Here is a 17931-nt window from a genome sequence, read left to right on the forward strand (position 1 = left end):
CGGGGTTGCTGTCTGCGGGGTTACCGTCTGGAGTACACCTAGCGCTCGATGATCGCGGTGACGCCCTGTCCACCGGCGGCGCAGATGGAGACCAGGGTCCGACCGCCGCCGTTCTGTTCGAGGGTCTTCGCGGCAGTGGCGATGATGCGGCCACCGGTCGCGGCGAAGGGGTGGCCTGCGGCCAACGACGAGCCCTTGACGTTCAGCTTCGAACGGTCGATGGCACCCAGCGGGGCGTCCAGGCCGAGACGGTCGCGGCAGTAGTCCTCGGACTCCCACGCCTGCAGGGTCGCCAGGGTCTGGGACGCGAAAGCCTCGTGGATCTCGTAGAAGTCGAAGTCCTGGAGGGTCAGACCGTTGCGCTCCAGGAGACGCGGCACTGCGTAGGTCGGGGACATCAGCAGTCCGTCAGGGGTCAGTCCGTCACGACCGTGCAGGAAATCGACCGATGCGGTCTCGGAGTCGACCAGGTAGGCCTGGACCGGCAGGTTGTGGGCCGCTGCCCACTCCTCGGAGGCAAGCAGCACCGCAGAGGCGCCGTCGGTCAACGGGGTGGAGTTGGCTGCGGTCATGGTCGCCTGGGTGCCGTGGGCGGCGGCGTCCTTCTTACCGAAGACCGGCTTGAGCTTCGCCAGCTTCTCGACCGACGAGTCGGCGCGCAGGTTGGTGTCACGCTGGACACCGAGGAACGGGGTCACGAGGTCGTCGAAGAAGCCTTCGTCGTAGGCTGCGGCGAGCTTCTGGTGTGACTCCACTGCCAGCTTGTCCTGGTCCTCACGGGTCACGTTGAGCTCACGTGCGGTGATGGCGGCGTGATCACCCATGGACAGGCCGGTGCGCGGCTCACCGTTCTGCGGCTGCTCCGGAGCGATCTGGGACGGACGGACCGTCCCCAGCAGCTTGACCATCTCACCGGTGGTCTTGGCGTTGTTCACCTTGATCAGGGTCTTGCGCAACTCGTCGTTGACGGCCAGCGGCGCATCGGAGGTCGTGTCGGTACCACCGGCGATGCCGGCGTCGATACGACCAAGCGCGATGGCGTCAGCGACCTGGATGGCGGCCGCCAGGCCCGTTCCACAGGCCTGCTGAAGGTCGAAAGCGGGGGTCTGGGAGTCCAGTGCGGAGCCCAGCACGACTTCGCGGGTCATGTTGAAGTCACGGGCGTGCTTGAGGACTGCTCCGGCGACGACCATGCCCAACTGCTCGTCCTGCAGGCCGTAACGGGCGACCAGGCCGTTGATGGCCGCCGTCAGCATGTCCTGGTTGGAAGCGTTCGCGAACTCCTTGTTGGAGCGGGCGAAGGGGGTGCGGTTGCCGCCGAGAATGGCGACCTTACGAGGCGAAGTAGTCATCTGGGTGTTTCTCCATCGTGTGTTGTCGTGTCGTCGTGGGTCGTGGTGTCGGCCAGACGTTGCCGGGAAGTCTACCGGTGCGGTTCCGTCTGGACCGGCCCCTGAATTTTTATGTAACCCCCGTCACGGAATCTTGAGACGTGGTTCGGGGTCACACACTAGGGTACAAATGTGAACATACATTGTTCGGGCGTCCGTAGGTACGCTTTCGAATAACGGATCCACTACCAAGGAGTTACGAACGTTGTCTTCCTCCAACAAGGGCCTGCTTGATCAGGTCGTCAATTCCAGCCTCGCAGGAAAGCTCGGTGTCCCCCAGGGTGAGCCGCTGCGTCGCTACAAGAAGGGCGAGCCCGCCCTGGACGGTCCGGTGGTCATCGGCGGCGACGGCCGCGTCGCAGCAGGTGTCAAGCCGCTGCTGAGCAACGACTACCAGTTCGTCGACGGCGGCACCGACGCCAAGCGTGCCGCTCTCGTCTTCGACGCCACCGGCATCACCAAGCCGGAGGAGCTCCACCAGCTCTTCGACTTCTTCAACCCGCAGATGCGCAAGCTGCTCCCCTGCGCCCGACTGGTGGTCATCGGCACCACCCCCGAACTGGTGAAGGACCGTGACGAGCACATCGTCCAGCGCTCCCTCGAAGGGTTCACCCGGTCAGTGGCCAAGGAACTGCGCCGCGGTGCGACCGCACAACTGGTCTACGTCGCACCGGAGACCTCCTCTGACCTGACCGGTCTCGAATCCACTCTGCGCTTCCTGCTCTCCGGCAAGTCCGCCTTCGTCGACGGCCAGGTCATCCGGGTCTCCGCTGACGCCTCCACCGCCCCCGAGTCGTGGGATGAGCCGCTCGCCGGCAAGATCGCCGTGGTCACCGGTGCCGCCCGCGGTATCGGTGCCGACATCGCCAAGGTTCTCGGCCGCGACGGCGCCAAGGTCATCTGCGTGGACATCCCGGCCGCCGGCGAGGGTCTCGCGGAGACCGCCAACGCGGTCAAGGGCTCGTCCCTGCCCCTGGACGTGACCGCACCTGACGCGGCAGAGAAGATCAAGTCCCACGCCGAGGAGCGCCACGGCGGCAAGGTCGACATCATCGTCCACAACGCCGGAGTCACCCGCGACAAGCTGCTCGCCAACATGGACGAGGGCCGGTGGAACATGGTGCAGAACATCAACCTCGTCGCACCGGTACGCATCACCGAGGGGCTGCTGCAGAACGGCGGGCTCGCTGACGGCGGACGTGTCGTCGGCGTGTCCTCGATGGCCGGCATCTCCGGCAACCGCGGTCAGACCAACTACGCCACCACCAAGGCCGGCGTCGTCGGCCTCGTCGACTCCTTCTCCGAGGAACTCGCCGACAAGGGGATCACGGTCAATGCCGTGGCACCGGGCTTCATCGAGACCGCCATGACCGACGCGATGCCCTTCGGCACCCGCGAAGTGGGTCGTCGTCTCAACTCCCTGGCGCAGGGCGGCCACACCGTCGATGTCGCAGAGACCATCGCCTACTTCGCCGGCAACGCGTCCAACGCCGTCACCGGCAACACGGTGCGCGTCTGCGGCCAGAACCTGCTCGGCGCATAGGAAGGAACCCTCACCGTGACTGTCACTTACAAGGAACTCCCCGCCATCCCCGACCTCATGGCGGAGTACAAGGGTGCCGCCAAGAACATGGTTCCTGTGGTCGGCGCAAAGCGGTCAGCCACGAAGGACCCGTCGACGGGTTTCGAGGTCAAGGGTGTCACCATCGATATCCCCCACCTCGCCGCGTACGCGGACGCCACCGGCCTGCGCCTGGGCAACGAGCTGCCGTACACCTACCCCTACGTGATCTCCTTCGCACTGGTGATGAAGGTGATGTCGACCGACGACTTCCCTTTCAACGCCGTCGGCGGAGTGCATCTCACCAACGTGATCGAGCAGTCCCGCCCGCTGACCGTTGACGATGTGCTGCACATCCGTACCCACGCCGAGAACCTGCGTAGGCACCGCAAGGGACTGCTGATCGACATGGTCACCGAGGTTTTCGTCGAAGGTGAGGACAGCGACACCCCGGTGTGGAGGCAGACGTCCGGCTTCCTCGCCAAGGGCGCCAAACTATCGTCCTCCGCCGACGCCACTGTGGCGGGCCGCGACGAGGACACCGGTTCCCTGTTCGAACGTCCCGATGTCCCGGAGGACCCCACACCGACGGCGACGTGGCCTGTCGATCAGGCCGGCATCAAGGTCTACGCGGACGCCTCAGGCGACAAGAACCCGATCCACGTGTCCTCATTGGGCGCAAAGGCATTCGGTTTCCCCGCGACGATCGCCCACGGTATGTGGTCAGCGGCCCGGATCCTCAGCGGGCTGGAAGGCCTGCTGCCGGCCGCAGGGAAGTACTCGGTGGAGTTCGCCAAGCCGATCGTCCTCCCCACGAAGGTCGCGTTCTTCACGGAGAAGGACGGCGAGAACTGGAACATCCAGTTGCGCAAGGCCTCCAAACTGGAGACGCTCCACGCGATCGCAGAGGTGACGCCCGCGTAGTCACCCCGTTGCCTCGCCAGCATCGTTACCGAGCCCCGCACACCCCCGGTGTGCGGGGCTTCTGCAGTGCCGCCCCGCTCAGACGGGGGTGCCTACAGGCGGAGAACGTATACTCCCTAGGGGTATACCGACAACCACACGGAAGGCAGGACCCCGTATGACCAGACGACTGGTAACCCTGACCGCAGTTGCTCTCCTCGGCGGCGCACTGACGCTGACAGCATGCAGCTCCGACCAGAATGACAGCACGACAACCGAAACCCCGCACGACGACGCACACATGGACGACATGGACCATATGGACCACATGGACCATCCCGCTGACGGAGGCCCCGCTCCCGAGGGCATAACCGAGGCAGAGGACCCCGGTTATCCCGTGGGAACGGACGTCGTGCTCACGGCCGACCACATGGCAGGCATGGACGGTGCCACCGCGACCATCTCGGGGGCCTTCGACACCTACACCTACTCCGTCTCCTACACCCCCACCGACGGAGGCGAGCCGGTCTCCGACCACAAGTGGGTCGTCCAGGAGGAACTCGCCGATGTCGGCGACGAGCGGGTGGCGGACGGCGAAACCGTCACCCTCGAGGCCGACCACATGCCGGGGATGGACGGCGCCGAGGCGACGATCGACAGCTCGACCGATGAGACGGTCTACATGGTCGACTACGATGCCGACGGCATGACCATGACGAACCACAAATGGGTCACCGAGAGCGAGATCCGCCCGGCCGAGTAGCCGCTCTGAGGCCCAAGGAGGAGAACCGCGAGATGCACGACCACCACACTCACCACGACGCACACACCGAACAGAGTCACGACGCACACTCTGAGCACGACGGCCACGGCGCTCACAGCGGCCACGGCCATCACGTGGCCCAGTTCCGACGCCTGTTCTGGATCATGCTTGTCCTCGCCGTTCCCGTCGTGGCGTTCAACGACATGTTCGCCAGCCTGATCGGATACACCCTGCCGGACACCGGGATCGTCGAATGGGTATCCCCTGTGCTCGGAACCGTCATGTACGTCTGGGGAGGACGCCCGTTCCTGACGGGCGGCAAGGACGAGATCATGTCGCGGCAACCGGGGATGATGCTGCTGATCGCGCTGGCGATCACCGTCGCTTTCATTGCCTCCTGGGGCGCAAGTCTCCACCTGTTGAGCCACGAGCTCGACTTCTGGTGGGAGCTGGCGTTGCTCGTGGTGATCATGCTTCTGGGCCACTGGATCGAGATGAGGTCCCTGGCACAGACCTCGTCTGCGCTCGATTCACTTGCCGCACTACTGCCAGACGAAGCCGAGAAGGTCGCGGAGGACGGGACAGTCTCCACGGTCTCTCCGGACGAACTCCAGTTGCATGATGTCGTGATCGTGCGGCCGGGTGCCTCCGTTCCCGCCGACGGCACCATTGTCGACGGCTCGGCGTCCATGGACGAATCCATGGTGACCGGCGAATCAGCGACCGTCCGCCGCGACGTCGGCGACGATGTCGTCGCCGGTACCGTCGCGACCGATTCCGGCCTCCGAGTGGAGATCAGTGCCGTCGGGGACGACACCGCCCTGGCCGGTATCCGGGCGCTGGTATCCGAGGCCCAGAACTCCTCCTCACGGGCGCAACGACTCGCCGACACCGCTGCGGGATGGCTCTTCTGGTTCGCGCTCGGAGCCGCGGTCATCACGGCGGTGGTCTGGTCCGTCGCCGGACGGCCGGAGGATGCCGTGGTCCGTACGATCACCGTCCTGGTCATCGCGTGCCCCCATGCGCTCGGCCTCGCCATCCCTCTGGTGGTGTCGATCGCCACGGAACGCGCGGCGCGCTCAGGCATCCTGATCAAGGACCGGCTCGCTCTGGAATCCATGCGGTCGGTGGACACCGTCCTCTTCGACAAGACCGGGACCCTCACCCGTGGCGAACCCGCCGTCACCGGGATCGCCGTCGGCGACGCCGGTCTCGACGAGGACCGGATTCTCTCGGTCGCGGCAGCTGCGGAAACCGACAGCGAACATCCTCTGGCCCGGGCGATCACGGGTGCTGCACAGCGTCGCGAGCTTTCTGTCCCCCGGGCAACGGACTTCTCTTCATCACCAGCCGTCGGAGTGAAGGCCACAGTGGACGGAGCCACCGTCGAGGTCGGCGGACCCTACCTCCTTGAACAGCACGGGGCCTCTGAACTGGCCGATGCAGACCACTGGCGTGAGGAAGGTGCCATCATCCTTCACGTCCTCGTCGACGGCACGGTGGCGGGCGCACTACGGTTGGCCGATGAGATCCGTCCCGAATCATGGGAGGCGGTCGAGGAACTGCACACGCGGGGTGCACAGGTCATGATGATCACCGGTGATGCGCAGGCAGTGGCGGATTCCGTCGCCACGGAACTCGGGATCGACCGGGTCTTCGCCGGGGTCCGTCCCGAGGACAAGGCCGCGAAGGTCTCTGAGCTCCATGACCAGGGACGGCGGGTCGCCATGGTCGGCGACGGTGTCAACGACGCCCCCGCACTCGCCGCCGCTGACGTCGGAATCGCCATCGGCGCAGGGACCGATGTCGCGATCGGTTCAGCCGGCGTCATCCTCGCCAGCTCCGATCCCCGGTCCGTCCTGTCCGTCATCGACCTTTCGCGTGCCACGTACCGCAAGATGACCCAGAACCTCTGGTGGGCCGCAGGCTACAACCTGGTCTCTGTGCCGTTGGCCGCCGGGGTGCTTGCGCCGGTCGGCTTCGTCCTGCCGATGAGTGTGGGCGCGATCCTGATGTCGGCGTCGACGGTGGTGGTCGCGTTGAACGCCCAGTTGCTGCGCCGGGTCGACCTGCATCGGTCAGCTCCTCATGGCCGTCCAGGGGAGTGACGGTGCTACGGTGCGGTCGCGGCCTCCGCAGATTTCGCCGTGACCGTGATGATGTCGTCGCCGAAAGCGGCGACCGGGGCCGGCAGCCCTTCCACCGTCGAAAAACTCTTTGTGTTGACCACGATGACGGGGGTCACGGCCGAATACCCGGCATCACGGATCCGCTGGGCGTCGAACCGGATCAGGGGCGTACCTGCTGTCACTGTCTGCTTCTTCTCGACAAGGACCTCGAAGCCCGCACCGCCCATCTTCACCGTGTCGATGCCGATATGGATCAGCAGGTCGATTCCGTTGTCCAACCGTAGCCCGACGGCGTGACCGGACTTCTGGACCGTCAGAATCTTCCCGTCGTCGGGCGCCACGACCGTGTCACCCGACGGTTCGATGGCGATCCCCTGCCCGAGTGCCGCCGAGGAGAAGGCGGGGTCGTCGACCCCGGACAACGGTACGGCTCTCCCCTCGACAGGGGCGGTGACCACGGTGACCGTCCCGGGCTCCAGAGCAGACTTCGACGTTGCTGCGGCAAGATCTGACTCCGGTGCCCCGCGCCCCTCACCGTCGGCACCGCCCTCCTTCTCGCGCTCGGCGGCGAGTCCTGCGAGAACCTCCGCTTTCTCGTCCTTACCCCGGTAGTCGAAGAAGACGACCAGCAGCATCGAGGTGAAGAACGCGGCGGCGATACCGATGAGGTATCCGCCCCACGGGTCCATGGCGGGGAAGGTCAGCAGAGAGGTGAACACGAAGGCACTTGCCTTGACGTCGAAGAACCCGATGATGACGCCGCCGACCAGACACCCCGGCAGCAGCCGGACGTAGGTCTTCTTGAACCTCAGCAGGACACCGTAGAGCGACGGTTCCGAGATGCCCCCGAACAGACCGGCCATCAGACCACCCAACGACACCTGTCGCATCCCCCTGTTCTTCTCGCGGAAGGAGATGAACAGGACCCCTGCCACGACACCGAAACAGGCGAAGTTCCAGGCCCCCATCGGCCCCTGGATGAAGTCGTAGCCGAGGGTGGCGATGTTCTGGATCATGATGGCGTTGAGCGGCCAGTGCAGACCCAACGGCACCAGGAAAGGGTACAGCAGCGGGATGATCACCGCGAGGATGAACGGCGAGACCCCATTCAGCCACAGCAGGAAATCCGAGATACCGTTCCCGATGCCGATACCGAACGGTCCCAGGAGGAATGCCGTGGCCGGGATCATGATCAACAGGGAGAAGAACGGAACGAAGACCATCTGGACCGCCGCGGGAATGATCTTCTTCAGCCCCTTCTCCACCCAGTACAGCCCGATGGCAGCGATCAACGGCGGGAAGACCTGTGAGGAGTAGTCGTTGAGCACCAGCGGAATGCCGAAGATGTGGACGGTCTCCCCTGCATCTCCGAGTGAGAGGAACTCCGGCGTCAGAAGCGCCGCCGGGATGGCGGCCCCGACCCACTCGTTCGCGCCCAGCTTCCGCGCCGCGGTTGCGCCGATCATGATCGGGAGGAAGTAGAAGACCGACCGCCACATCGCATGCAAGAGGACGTAACCGTCAGGCTGGTCCGCCATGTCGGCCCGGAAGTCCTGCATGTTGAAGGTGTCTGCCAGCACGAGCATCGTGATGATCAGGGACGCACCCAACAACGCCCACAGCACCGGGCGGAAGGTGTCTGAAAGGAATTCGAAGCAGTAGTTGACCCAGTCGTACCGGCCGCGGACCCCGCCGTACTCCTTCTTCGACGAGGACCTCGCCCCCGCCTCGGTGTCCCCCATCCCGGGCTCCTTGACGATGGCGTTGTAGTAGTCGGCGACCCCTCCCCCCATCACCACCTGGAGCCCGGTACTTCCCTGTTCGACGACACCGAGGACGGCCGGATCACTGTCGAGTGTGTCCTTGTCCACTTTCGAACGGTCGACCAGGTCGAAGCGGAGTCGTGTTGCGCAGTATGTCAGTGAGGAGACGTTGTCCGCTCCTCCGATCTCCCGGAGGATGTGCCGGGACGTTTCTGTGGTCGCAGAGGCCATGTGTCGTTCCGCCTTGGTGAGGTGAAAGGGGGTGCGTCGCCCGGGTCGGGTGACGTCCTCCACATCATAGAACTTCACCATGAAAAAGATAAGGTCCCCGGACACAGCAGAAGACCCGGCCCACCCCGGGAACGGGGTGGGCCGGGTCAGTACCGCAGCTCAGGCGACGGTATTACTCACCGGAACCGGCGAGCTTCTCGCGCAGAGCGGCGAGCTGCTCGTCGGACGCCAGGGAGCCGGCGTCGGAGGTGGTCTCCTCGACAGCGGCGGCCGGCTTGTCCGAGTTGCTGGAGTAGGAGCCGTTGTCGGCGGCCTCGTCAGCTTCGGCAGCCTGGGCACGGTGGCGCTCGATCTGTGCGGCGTGCATCTTGTGACGACGCTCAGACTCGGCGTAACGAGCCTCCCAGGCCTCACGCTGCTCGTCGAAGCCTTCCATCCACTCGTTGGTCTCCGAGTCGAAGCCCTCCGGGAAGATGTAGTTGCCCTGCTCGTCGTAGGAGTCGGCCATACCGTACTTGGACGGGTCGAACTCCTCGGCGAAGTCCTCGTCGGCCTGCTTCAGCGACAGGGAGATACGACGACGCTCGAGGTCGATGTCGATGACCTTGACCATGAGCTCCTGGCCGACGGTGACGATCTGGTCCGGGACATCCACGTGGCGCTCGGCCAGCTCGGAGATGTGGACCAGGCCCTCGATGCCCTCCTCGACGCGGACGAAAGCGCCGAACGGAACCAGCTTGGTGACCTTGCCCGGGACGATCTGACCGATCGCGTGGGTCCGGGCGAAGACGCGCCACGGGTCCTCCTGGGTGGCCTTCAGCGACAGGGACACGCGCTCGCGGTCCAGGTCGACGTCGAGGACCTCGACGGTGACCTCGTCACCGACGGTGACAACCTCGGACGGGTGGTCGATGTGCTTCCAGGACAGCTCGGAGACGTGCACCAGGCCGTCGACACCGCCGAGATCGACGAAGGCGCCGAAGTTGACGATGGAGGACACGACACCCTTGCGGACCTGGCCCTTCTGCAGCTGGTGCAGGAACTCGGAGCGGACCTCGGACTGGGTCTGCTCGAGCCATGCGCGGCGGGAGAGGACGACGTTGTTGCGCTGCTTGTCGAGTTCGATGATCTTGGCCTCGATCTCCTGGCCGATGTACGGCTGGAGGTCGCGGACGCGACGCATCTCGACGAGGGAGGCGGGGAGGAATCCGCGCAGACCGATGTCCAGGATGAGGCCGCCCTTGACGACCTCGATAACGGTACCGGTGACCGGCTCGTCCTTCTCCTTGAGCTCCTCGATGGTGCCCCAGGCGCGCTCGTACTGTGCGCGCTTCTTGGACAGGATCAGGCGGCCTTCCTTGTCCTCCTTGGTGAGGACCAGGGCGTCGACCTCGTCGCCGACCTCGACGACCTCGCCGGGATCGACATCGTGCTTGATGGACAGCTCGCGGGAGGGGATGACACCCTCGGTCTTGTATCCGATGTCAAGCAGGACCTCGTCGTGGTCGACCTTGACGACGGTACCTTCAACGATGTCACCGTCGTTGAAGTACTTGATGGTGGCGTCGACTGCGGCGAGGAAATCCTCAGCGGAGCCGATGTCGTTGACGGCTACCTGAGGAACGTTGTTGGTGGGCATATGTGAAGTTGCTCCGAGACGGATTGTTCTTAGTGATGGACAGGGGGCACCGTTCCACCAGCGTTCAGTGTGACGGCACCGTCGCGCGCCTGCGGACAGACGGTTAACGGACTGTAGGCTACACGACCCCTCCGAGCTGTGCAAATACCGTCTGGGAGAACTCCTCCGTGCCCACTCCCGCAGCCCCTGCGAGATCCGGTGTCGGAGAGTGGGTCAGAGCATGCCGGACCGCGGCAGCGAGAGCGTCCCCCGCCTCGGCGTAGCCGAGGTGACTGAGCATCATGGCGGCGGAGTTCATGATGCCGGCGGGGTTGGCGACGCCACGACCGGCGATGTCGGGAGCCGACCCGTGGGCCGCCTGGGCCATCACCGCCCGGTCTCCGGCGTTGATACTGCCTGCCGCCCCCAATGAACCACCCAGTGCCGCAGTCAGGTCCGAGAGAATGTCCCCGAACATGTTCTCCGCCACGATCGTCCGGTGCCGTTCCGGACGGACGACAAGATCGGCACACAGGGCGTCGATGTGCACCGGCAGCAGCTCCACCCCGGTCTCGGCGGCCATGGCCTCCGCCTCGTCCAGGTACATCCCGGACGTCCGGGCCAGAACGTTGGCCTTGTGAGCGACAGTGAGCGGCCCCCCTCTTTCAGCGGCGACACGGCCGGCACGCCGGACGATCCTGCGCACTCCCTGCCGGGTGAATGTGCCGATCGCCAGTGCGACATCCGGCGTGACCATCACATCTCCCGTCCCGGCGTACATGTTGCGGTCGGCATACAGCCCCTCAGTGTTCTCCCGCACAACCACCAGGTCCATCCCGGGTGCGACAGCACCGGGCAGACCACGGACGGGACGGATGTTCGCCCACAGGTCCCCGCGGACCCGCAGTGCCGCCGACGGGTTCTGCTGCTCCCTCGCCTCGGGCGGGTAGGAGGCGTTGTCATGGGGGCCGAGGACCCAGCCGTCCAGCCCCGCGACAGCGGACCATGTCTCATCAGGGAGGATCTGTCCTGTCTTCCTGAAAGCCTCCCGTCCGACGAGGAGCGGCACCCACTGCACCGTGTACCCGCCGAAGTGGTGGAGGGCGGTGGTGGTGGCGGTGACCGTGGGATCCACGATCTCCGGGCCGATCCCCTCACCGGGCCAGTACCCCAACGTCAGCGCGTGCTTCCGGGAACTCTTCGGGGAGCTCTTCCGGGAACTCTCAGTCGTCATACTCACGACGCACCATCCTAGGCGACCGGACACGCGTCCCGCGCGCAGGTTTCACCCTCCCCCGGAGAATCCGGATACGATGACGCCCGTGAATGACAACACCCCCCGCCCAGACCAGACAGACGTCCACCCGCCTGCGTTCGAACGAACACCCCTGAATCCGGGGACCGTGGTCTTCAACTTCGTCCGTGGTGGCCTGATCGGTTCCGCTGAGCTCGTCCCCGGTATCTCCGGCGGGACGGTCGCCCTGGTCACCGGCGCCTACGAGAGGGTGCTCCACAACGCCAACCGCCTTCTGGACGCGCTGAAGGCGTTTGCCACTGACCGGGCCGAAGGTGCCCGGCGGTTCAAGGCCGTGGACTGGACCATGCTGCTTCCCATGGCGGTCGGAATGGTCGCCGTGGTGTTCGCGTTGGCGGGCGTCCTCGGCTCCTTCGTGGAGGACCATCCGGTTCCCGCCAAGAGCCTGTTCCTCGGCATGGTCGCGGTCTCCGCTGTGGTACCGCTGCTGATGATCGACACCACCGACCTGAAACGTCGCCTCCCGGCAGCGGTTCCCCTCTTCATCGTCGGCGCACTGTTCACCTTCATCGCGACAGGTTTCTCCTCGTCGACGAATCCTGACCCGAACCTCCTGCTGGTGTTCATCGCTGCTGCTGTCGCGGTGTGTGCGCTGATCCTCCCCGGTGTCTCAGGGTCGTTCTTCCTCTACGCGATCGGCATCTACTCGGCGACCCTGACCGCTGTCAGCGACCTGGACGTGACCTACATCCTCGTCTTCGGTCTCGGCGCGCTGACCGGGCTCGTGCTGTTCGTGCGGGTGATGGAGCACCTCCTGACCAAGCACCGCACCCTGACCCTGTTCACGATGACCGGCATGCTGCTGGGGTCACTGCGTGCTCTCTGGCCGTGGCAGGATGAGGACGCCGGAATCCAGGCGCCCGGTGACCAGGCCGGACTCGCGCTGGGACTGTTCGTCCTCGGTGCTGCCGTCGTCACCGCCATGGTCGTCTTCGAACAGGTCACGAAACGCCGCCGGACGCAGGACCACTCCTCACGTCCCGACAGGTCCTCCGGTCGGCTTCCCTGATCCTGGTGGGCCGGAGGCCTAGCATGGGGGGATGATCGCTGTCACCGACCAGTTCTGGCCCCAGGTGGGTCTGCTGCTGCTCGCCTTCGCGCTGAGCACGGTAGTGGGGGTGGAACGGCGTCTGCGTGGACACAACGGAGGCCCCGGCACACTGGCCATCGTCGGAACCTCGTCGGCCTTGTTCGTGATGTTGAGCAAGTACGGTTTCGCGGATGTCGTCTCCGACCAGACCAGTTACGATCCGTCACGGGTGGCGGCATCCGTGGTGTCGGGGATCGGTTTCCTCGGTGCCGGGCTGATCCTCACCCGCCGTGGTGCCGTCGTGGGCCTGACCACGGCCGCGTCCGTATGGGAGGTCGCCGCGATCGGGGCCTCTGCCGGGGCCGGGCTCTGGACGCTTGCCGTCGCGGTCACGGTGCTCCACATGGTGATCACCTTCGGGCTACGTCGACTGTCACGGCTGCTCCCCGGCCCCCACAGTCACGTCCTGGTAGAGGTCACCTACGACGACGGCCGGGGGCTGCTACGGGTGGTGCTGACCTCCATCACCGGAAGCGGCTGGACAATCCGTCAGGTGCACCAGGAGCACACGACCACGCCCGACGGGCACGACGACCGTCCTGCCACCGTCACCCTCGAGCTTGTCGGGCGCCACCGCGCCGACGCCCTGGTGACCTCACTGTCCGGTATGGACGGGATTCGACGGGTGGAGATCCTGTCGAGCGGCGATCTGGAGTAGGTTCCGTCAGTGCCCGGCGGCCTCCCAGTTCGCACCGGTGCCGGTCGACACGTCCAGCGGGACCCTCAGTTCGGCGGCACCGTCCATCTGTTCCTGAAGCAACGTCGTCATCTCCTCGAGTTCCCCGTCGACAACCTCGACGACGAGTTCATCGTGGACCTGCAGCAGCACCCGCGAGGCCATGCCGCGTCTGGTCATCTCGCGGTCCACCCGCACCATCGCACGTTTGATGATGTCCGCCGCTGTCCCCTGGATCGGAGCATTGAGTGCGGCACGTTCAGCATTGTCGCGCGCGACCCGGTTGGTGGAGTTGAGCTCGGGAAGATAGCGTCGACGCCCGTAGAGTGTCTCGGTGTAACCGTCCTCCCGTGCCTGGTCCACAACCTCGTCGAGATACTTCTTGACCCCGCCGAAGCGTTCGAAATAGGTGTCCATGATCTTCTTCGCCTCACCGGCGGCGATATTCAGCTGCTGGGACAGGCCGAAGGCACTCAGACCGTAGACGAGCCCGTAGCTCATCGCCTTGACCCGCCGGCGCAGTTCCGGGGTGACCTCGTCCACCGGGACGTCGAAGACCTTCGAACCGACGTAGTTGTGCAGGTCCTCGCCCTGTCGGTAGGCCTCGATGAGACCGGGGTCCCGGGAGAGGTGCGCCATCACGCGCATCTCGATCTGGGAGTAGTCCGCCGTCAACAACGTGGTGTACCCAGCCCCCACCTGGAAGGCACCACGAATATGGCGACCGGCCTCGGTACGGACCGGAATGTTCTGCAGATTGGGTTCAGCCGAGGACAGGCGCCCCGTCGCAGCACCGCGCTGATTGAAGGTGGTGTGAATCCGCCCGTCGTCCGCCGTCGCTTCAATGAGGCCGTCGATGGTGGTCTTCATCTTCTGGTACTCACGGTGGGCCATGAGGTGGCTGAGGAACGGGTGCCCGGTCTGCGCCGTCAGCTTCTCGAGTTCGCCGGCTGCGGTGGAGTAACCGGTCTTGGTCTTCTTCGTCGTGGGCAGACCGAAGTCCTCGAAAAGCACCTTCTGCAGCTGCTTCGGGCTCGACAGGTTCAGTGATTCATCGCCGGCCAGTTCACGGGCGGCCGAGACTTCCTCGGAGATGCGGTCCGCGTAGTTGTCCGAGAGTTCCTGCAGGGCCGGTCGGTCGACGGAGATTCCGTAACTCTCCATCCTCGCCAGAATCGTCGCCAGGGGCACCTCAAGGTCGAGGTAGAGCTCCATCGCGCCGATGTCGGCGAGCTCCGGGGTGAGGGAGGTGACGAGTTCGCACACAGCCTGGGCCCGAGCGAGCGTCGAGGCGCCTTCAGCGAGTTCATGTCCGGCATGGCGCTGCAGGACGTCGGCCAGCCCGGTGGACCGGACGTCGGGACGCAGAAGGTAGGCGGCCAGAGCGGTGTCGTGTTCGACCCCGTCCAACGCCACCCCGGCTCCGTTGAGCATGTGCCAGGACCGTTTGGAATCATGCAGCCACTTCGCCGCCGAGGCATCGGCGAGATATCCCAGTAACGCCTTCTCATCCTTCGGGTCCTGATCCGACAGGTCGATCTGCACGGCGTGGAGGACCCCGTCCTCCCCCGTCACCGGGTCAAGCAGGACAACCTGGTCAGCATGTCCCCCGAAGGGCGTCCCTTCGCCGCTGACCTCAACGACCAGTGGTCGGTTGACCGACGCATCGCCGTGACTGCGTCCGTCCTTCCACCCGGCGCGGTCGGTGAGCCATTTCGCCAGTTTGCCGTCGGCAAGATCGTCGACTGTGAGCTCAACTGCTGCGCCGTCCTCGAACTCGATACCCATCACGCGGAATGTCCGGTTACGCAGGTTCGCACCGAACTGCAACGAGTCGAAGAGACTGCCCGCCTCGGAGGCGTCGACCGCCGCAGGCCGCAACGCCGACAGCGGGTCGCCGTCGCTGCCGAGGTCGCCGAGGTCGAGGTCCCGGACCATCTCCGTGACCTTACGGGCGAGGATCACGTTGTCGATGTTGTCCCGGAGTGATTCCCCGACCTTGCCGCCGAAGTCGTCGATGTGCTCGATGACTGCATCCAGACTGCCGTACTTGCTGATCCACTTCTGGGCTGTCTTCGGACCGACACCGGGGACCCCGGGCATGTTGTCGGAGGTGTCTCCACGCAGTGAGGCGAGGTCCGGGTACTGCGTCGGGGTGACACCGTACTTCTCCTCCACCCGGGCCGGGGTGAACCGGTCGAGTTCTGAGACTCCACGGAGGGTGTAGAGCACCGTGACGTCATCGTTGACGAGCTGGAGACTGTCCCGGTCGCCGGTGCAGATCACGGTGTGCATGCCTGCCTCCGCGCCACGGCAGGACAACGTGGCGATGATGTCGTCGGCCTCATAGGACTCCTTGGTCAGGGTCCGGATGCCCAGTGCCTGGAGCGCCTCCTGGATCAACTCGACCTGGCCACGGAACTCCTCCGGTGCCGGTGGCCGCTGCGCCTTGTAGGCGGGCAGGTCCTTCTCACGGAACGTCGGCCCCGACAGGTCGAATGCCGCCGCGATATGTGTCGGCTTCTCCGTCTCGACCAGTCCGAGGAACATACCGAGGAAGCCGTACACGGCGTTGGTGTACTGTCCCCCGGTCGTGGAGAAGTTCTGGGCCGGCAGTGCGTAGAACGCCCGGAACGCCAGTGAATGCCCGTCGAGCAACAGGAGGGTGGGACGCCCGTCCCCGGAGTTGTCTGTCATGTGACCTTCCTGCATGTCCGTACACGTGTCTGTCATGTGTCGGACACACTTCTCGTGGTGGCTACGGCGGTTGGAGTCATGCCCCGGCTATTCTAGTCGCCATGAGTGACCAGACAGAGAGTATCCCGGGCGAACCGGCCTTCCCGCACGACGCCGAGCCGCAGACCTCGGCACGGCGGCGGGCGGAGGAGACACGGGTGAGCATCCTCGAACGTGCGAGGACCGCGTTCAACCAGCGCCCCTACAGTGAGGTGTCACTCAAGGACATCGCCAATGACGTCGGTGTCAGTGCCCCGCTGATCATCAAGTACTACGGGACAAAGGAGAACCTCTACGAGGCCCAGCTTGATTTCACCGAGGCAGCCGAGCGTCTGAACAACGTGGCATTCGCCGAAATGGGGACCCACCTGGCGCGACTGGCGGTGACGTCTGCCGACGACAGCCCCAATTCGCTGGTGCGCAAACTGGCCGATGCCGGCGGAAACCGGCATATCGTCGACGCCCTCGGGAAGGTCTTCCGCCGACAGGTCGTCGCCCCGGTGCTAGAGAGGGTCGCGGCAGAGTCTCTCGACCAGTCGTCCACCGACGCGGAGATGCGCGCGGAGGCGGCGATGTCGATGGTCATCGGACTTGCGCTGATGCGCAGGCTGGTCACCCAGGAGTATTTCCATGACGCCGACGTGGACGCATTCGTGGAGTACTACGGCGGCCTGATCCAGTGCGTCCTCGACGGTGCGGACGCCACACCGTGACTCCTTTCCCGGTACCGCCTACCCCGTGTTGTCCGCGGTAACACCTCTGCCGTATGATTCCCGGGGTCGGCCCTGGTGGCGGAATTGGCAGACGCGCTGCACTCAAAATGCAGTGTCTTCGGGCGTGTGGGTTCGAGTCCCACCCAGGGCACCACACAACCCCGCCGGTCTCTACGGAGTCCGGCGGGGTTTCTGCGTTACACGGGGTGCGGCTTCACCGACGTACGAGTGCCGCCAGGTCGTCTTTCCTCGCCGGCCGCATCCCCCACGCGTCGAGACTGACGCAGAGTTGCAGTGTCCCGGACGTCGAGTAGCTGACGTTGTCAGTGGAATGGGTGTGCCCGTGGATGACAGGTGCACCGCAGTCCCTCGGCCGCCACTGGACGTGGCGGTCCGGACTCGTATGGTCGCCGTCATAGGGGAAGTGGTTGACGACCGCCCTTCGTCCCTCGATCTTGAGGGTCATCGCCGATGAGACCGTGTCAAACGTGCGGAGGAAGCGGGAGTGGCCGGTCAGGGACCGGGCATGCATCGGATGGACGGCGTCGTGATTTCCGGCCAGCAGGTGGAGCCGTGCCCCGGTGGCGTCGCGCACGTCCGCCAGCAGGTGCAGCGCACGGTCCTCCTGGTCAGGTATGCCCGAGGAGATGTCACCGAGGACGAAGAGGCGGTCGCCCGGCACCAGGGCGCCTGTCAGGTTCCGGAACAGGACCGCATCGTGGTCCGCAGTGGTGGCGAATCCCCTCGCCGTAGCCGGGGTGAGGTGTCCGAAGTGCGGGTCCGCCGTAAACCAGTCCGTCATTCATTCCATGGTACTTGCTCCACCGATACGCTACATTGGGTGGGCAAACTGTCGGGAGTCGCCCGGCGCGCTATTTCCCCAGGAGGAAAACCGTGGACCTTCCCATCGCTGAAGCTGTCGAGACCTCTGGCGCCTACGCGTCCAACGCACTGTTCATCGCGGGATCGGTCCTGTCGTCGCCGGTCGGTCTCATCGGCGACCTGGGGTCTTTCTTCAGTTCATTCCTGCCGCGTTTCTGAC

At 65.2% G+C, this 17931-nt stretch carries 14 protein-coding genes and 1 tRNA gene; 9 read left to right on the top strand and 6 right to left on the bottom strand.

Going from position 1 to position 17931, the window contains the following annotated elements:
* Window positions 1-38 precede the first annotated feature (38 nt).
* Window positions 39-1352 carry an acetyl-CoA C-acetyltransferase gene (locus tag FS507_RS12915; RefSeq protein WP_145943199.1) on the bottom strand — a complete coding sequence of 438 codons (1314 nt, stop codon included), beginning with the start codon at window positions 1350-1352 and terminating at the stop codon, window positions 39-41.
* Between the two features lie 244 nt (window positions 1353-1596).
* Between FS507_RS12915 and FS507_RS12920 the strand changes: the two genes are divergently transcribed.
* From FS507_RS12920 to FS507_RS12935, 4 genes are all read left to right on the top strand, one after another.
* Complete coding sequence (locus tag FS507_RS12920; RefSeq protein ID WP_145943200.1) at window positions 1597-2934, top strand: 3-oxoacyl-ACP reductase; 1338 nt, start codon at window positions 1597-1599, stop codon at window positions 2932-2934.
* 15 nt (window positions 2935-2949) lie between these two features.
* A complete protein-coding gene (locus FS507_RS12925) occupies window positions 2950-3876 on the top strand; it encodes a MaoC/PaaZ C-terminal domain-containing protein (protein ID WP_260853426.1) in 927 nt (308 codons plus the stop codon).
* A 157-nt stretch (window positions 3877-4033) separates the two neighbouring features.
* A complete protein-coding gene (locus tag FS507_RS12930) occupies window positions 4034-4618 on the top strand; it encodes a YdhK family protein (RefSeq protein WP_145943201.1) in 585 nt (194 codons plus the stop codon).
* A 32-nt stretch (window positions 4619-4650) separates the two neighbouring features.
* The gene (locus FS507_RS12935; protein WP_260853428.1) at window positions 4651-6726 is read left to right on the top strand and encodes a heavy metal translocating P-type ATPase; all 2076 of its coding nucleotides are present in this window, start codon (window positions 4651-4653) and stop codon (window positions 6724-6726) included.
* 5 nt (window positions 6727-6731) lie between these two features.
* Here FS507_RS12935 and FS507_RS12940 read toward each other — a convergent pair whose 3' ends face one another.
* From FS507_RS12940 to FS507_RS12950, 3 genes are all read right to left on the bottom strand, one after another.
* The gene (locus tag FS507_RS12940) at window positions 6732-8741 is read right to left on the bottom strand and encodes a glucose PTS transporter subunit IIA (protein WP_145943267.1); all 2010 of its coding nucleotides are present in this window, start codon (window positions 8739-8741) and stop codon (window positions 6732-6734) included.
* Window positions 8742-8913: 172 nt separating this feature from the next.
* The gene (gene rpsA, locus FS507_RS12945; RefSeq protein ID WP_038548998.1) at window positions 8914-10380 is read right to left on the bottom strand and encodes a 30S ribosomal protein S1; all 1467 of its coding nucleotides are present in this window, start codon (window positions 10378-10380) and stop codon (window positions 8914-8916) included.
* A 118-nt stretch (window positions 10381-10498) separates the two neighbouring features.
* Window positions 10499-11593 (bottom strand): isocitrate/isopropylmalate family dehydrogenase, encoded by a 1095-nt coding sequence (locus FS507_RS12950; protein WP_145943268.1) that lies wholly within the window; start codon window positions 11591-11593, stop codon window positions 10499-10501.
* A 79-nt stretch (window positions 11594-11672) separates the two neighbouring features.
* Here FS507_RS12950 and FS507_RS12955 point away from each other — a divergent pair, with 79 nt between their 5' ends.
* Window positions 11673-12683, top strand: coding sequence for a DUF368 domain-containing protein (locus FS507_RS12955; protein ID WP_145943203.1), 1011 nt, complete (start codon window positions 11673-11675; stop codon window positions 12681-12683).
* Window positions 12684-12714: 31 nt separating this feature from the next.
* On the top strand, window positions 12715-13422 hold the full coding sequence (locus tag FS507_RS12960) for an MgtC/SapB family protein (RefSeq protein ID WP_145943204.1): 708 nt from the start codon (window positions 12715-12717) through the stop codon (window positions 13420-13422).
* A 6-nt stretch (window positions 13423-13428) separates the two neighbouring features.
* Here FS507_RS12960 and polA read toward each other — a convergent pair whose 3' ends face one another.
* Window positions 13429-16137, bottom strand: coding sequence for a DNA polymerase I (gene polA, locus FS507_RS12965; protein WP_145943205.1), 2709 nt, complete (start codon window positions 16135-16137; stop codon window positions 13429-13431).
* A gap of 101 nt (window positions 16138-16238) precedes the next feature.
* Between polA and FS507_RS12970 the strand changes: the two genes are divergently transcribed.
* Together FS507_RS12970 and FS507_RS12975 are read left to right on the top strand one after the other, a co-directional pair.
* Window positions 16239-16889, top strand: coding sequence for a TetR/AcrR family transcriptional regulator (locus FS507_RS12970; RefSeq protein ID WP_145943206.1), 651 nt, complete (start codon window positions 16239-16241; stop codon window positions 16887-16889).
* 69 nt (window positions 16890-16958) lie between these two features.
* A tRNA-Leu gene (locus FS507_RS12975) sits at window positions 16959-17043 on the top strand.
* 60 nt (window positions 17044-17103) lie between these two features.
* On the opposite strand, the gene FS507_RS12980 is transcribed toward FS507_RS12975, so the two are convergent.
* Window positions 17104-17691: a metallophosphoesterase gene (locus tag FS507_RS12980; RefSeq protein ID WP_145943207.1), complete on the bottom strand. Its 588-nt coding sequence runs from the start codon at window positions 17689-17691 to the stop codon at window positions 17104-17106.
* A 92-nt stretch (window positions 17692-17783) separates the two neighbouring features.
* Here FS507_RS12980 and FS507_RS17640 point away from each other — a divergent pair, with 92 nt between their 5' ends.
* The gene (locus FS507_RS17640; protein ID WP_186314685.1) at window positions 17784-17930 is read left to right on the top strand and encodes a hypothetical protein; all 147 of its coding nucleotides are present in this window, start codon (window positions 17784-17786) and stop codon (window positions 17928-17930) included.
* The last annotated feature ends 1 nt before the right edge of the window (window position 17931 follow it).

Origin of the sequence: Corynebacterium glyciniphilum AJ 3170, assembly GCF_007673095.1 — a bacterium.
Classification (GTDB): domain Bacteria; phylum Actinomycetota; class Actinomycetes; order Mycobacteriales; family Mycobacteriaceae; genus Corynebacterium.

What these genes read in the sequence shown, in the direction of transcription:
- FS507_RS12915 (WP_145943199.1), bottom strand. Translation starts at nt 1,352, where the DNA reads ATGACTACTTCGCCTCGTAAGGTCGCCATTCTCGGCGGCAACCGCACC.
- FS507_RS12930 (WP_145943201.1), top strand. Translation starts at nt 4,034, where the DNA reads ATGACCAGACGACTGGTAACCCTGACCGCAGTTGCTCTCCTCGGCGGC.
- FS507_RS12935 (WP_260853428.1), top strand. Translation starts at nt 4,651, where the DNA reads ATGCACGACCACCACACTCACCACGACGCACACACCGAACAGAGTCAC.
- FS507_RS12940 (WP_145943267.1), bottom strand. Translation starts at nt 8,741, where the DNA reads ATGGCCTCTGCGACCACAGAAACGTCCCGGCACATCCTCCGGGAGATC.
- rpsA (WP_038548998.1), bottom strand. Translation starts at nt 10,380, where the DNA reads ATGCCCACCAACAACGTTCCTCAGGTAGCCGTCAACGACATCGGCTCC.
- FS507_RS12950 (WP_145943268.1), bottom strand. Translation starts at nt 11,593, where the DNA reads ATGACGACTGAGAGTTCCCGGAAGAGCTCCCCGAAGAGTTCCCGGAAG.
- FS507_RS12955 (WP_145943203.1), top strand. Translation starts at nt 11,673, where the DNA reads ATGACGCCCGTGAATGACAACACCCCCCGCCCAGACCAGACAGACGTC.
- FS507_RS12960 (WP_145943204.1), top strand. Translation starts at nt 12,715, where the DNA reads ATGATCGCTGTCACCGACCAGTTCTGGCCCCAGGTGGGTCTGCTGCTG.
- polA (WP_145943205.1), bottom strand. Translation starts at nt 16,137, where the DNA reads ATGACAGACAACTCCGGGGACGGGCGTCCCACCCTCCTGTTGCTCGAC.
- FS507_RS12970 (WP_145943206.1), top strand. Translation starts at nt 16,239, where the DNA reads ATGAGTGACCAGACAGAGAGTATCCCGGGCGAACCGGCCTTCCCGCAC.
- FS507_RS12980 (WP_145943207.1), bottom strand. Translation starts at nt 17,691, where the DNA reads ATGACGGACTGGTTTACGGCGGACCCGCACTTCGGACACCTCACCCCG.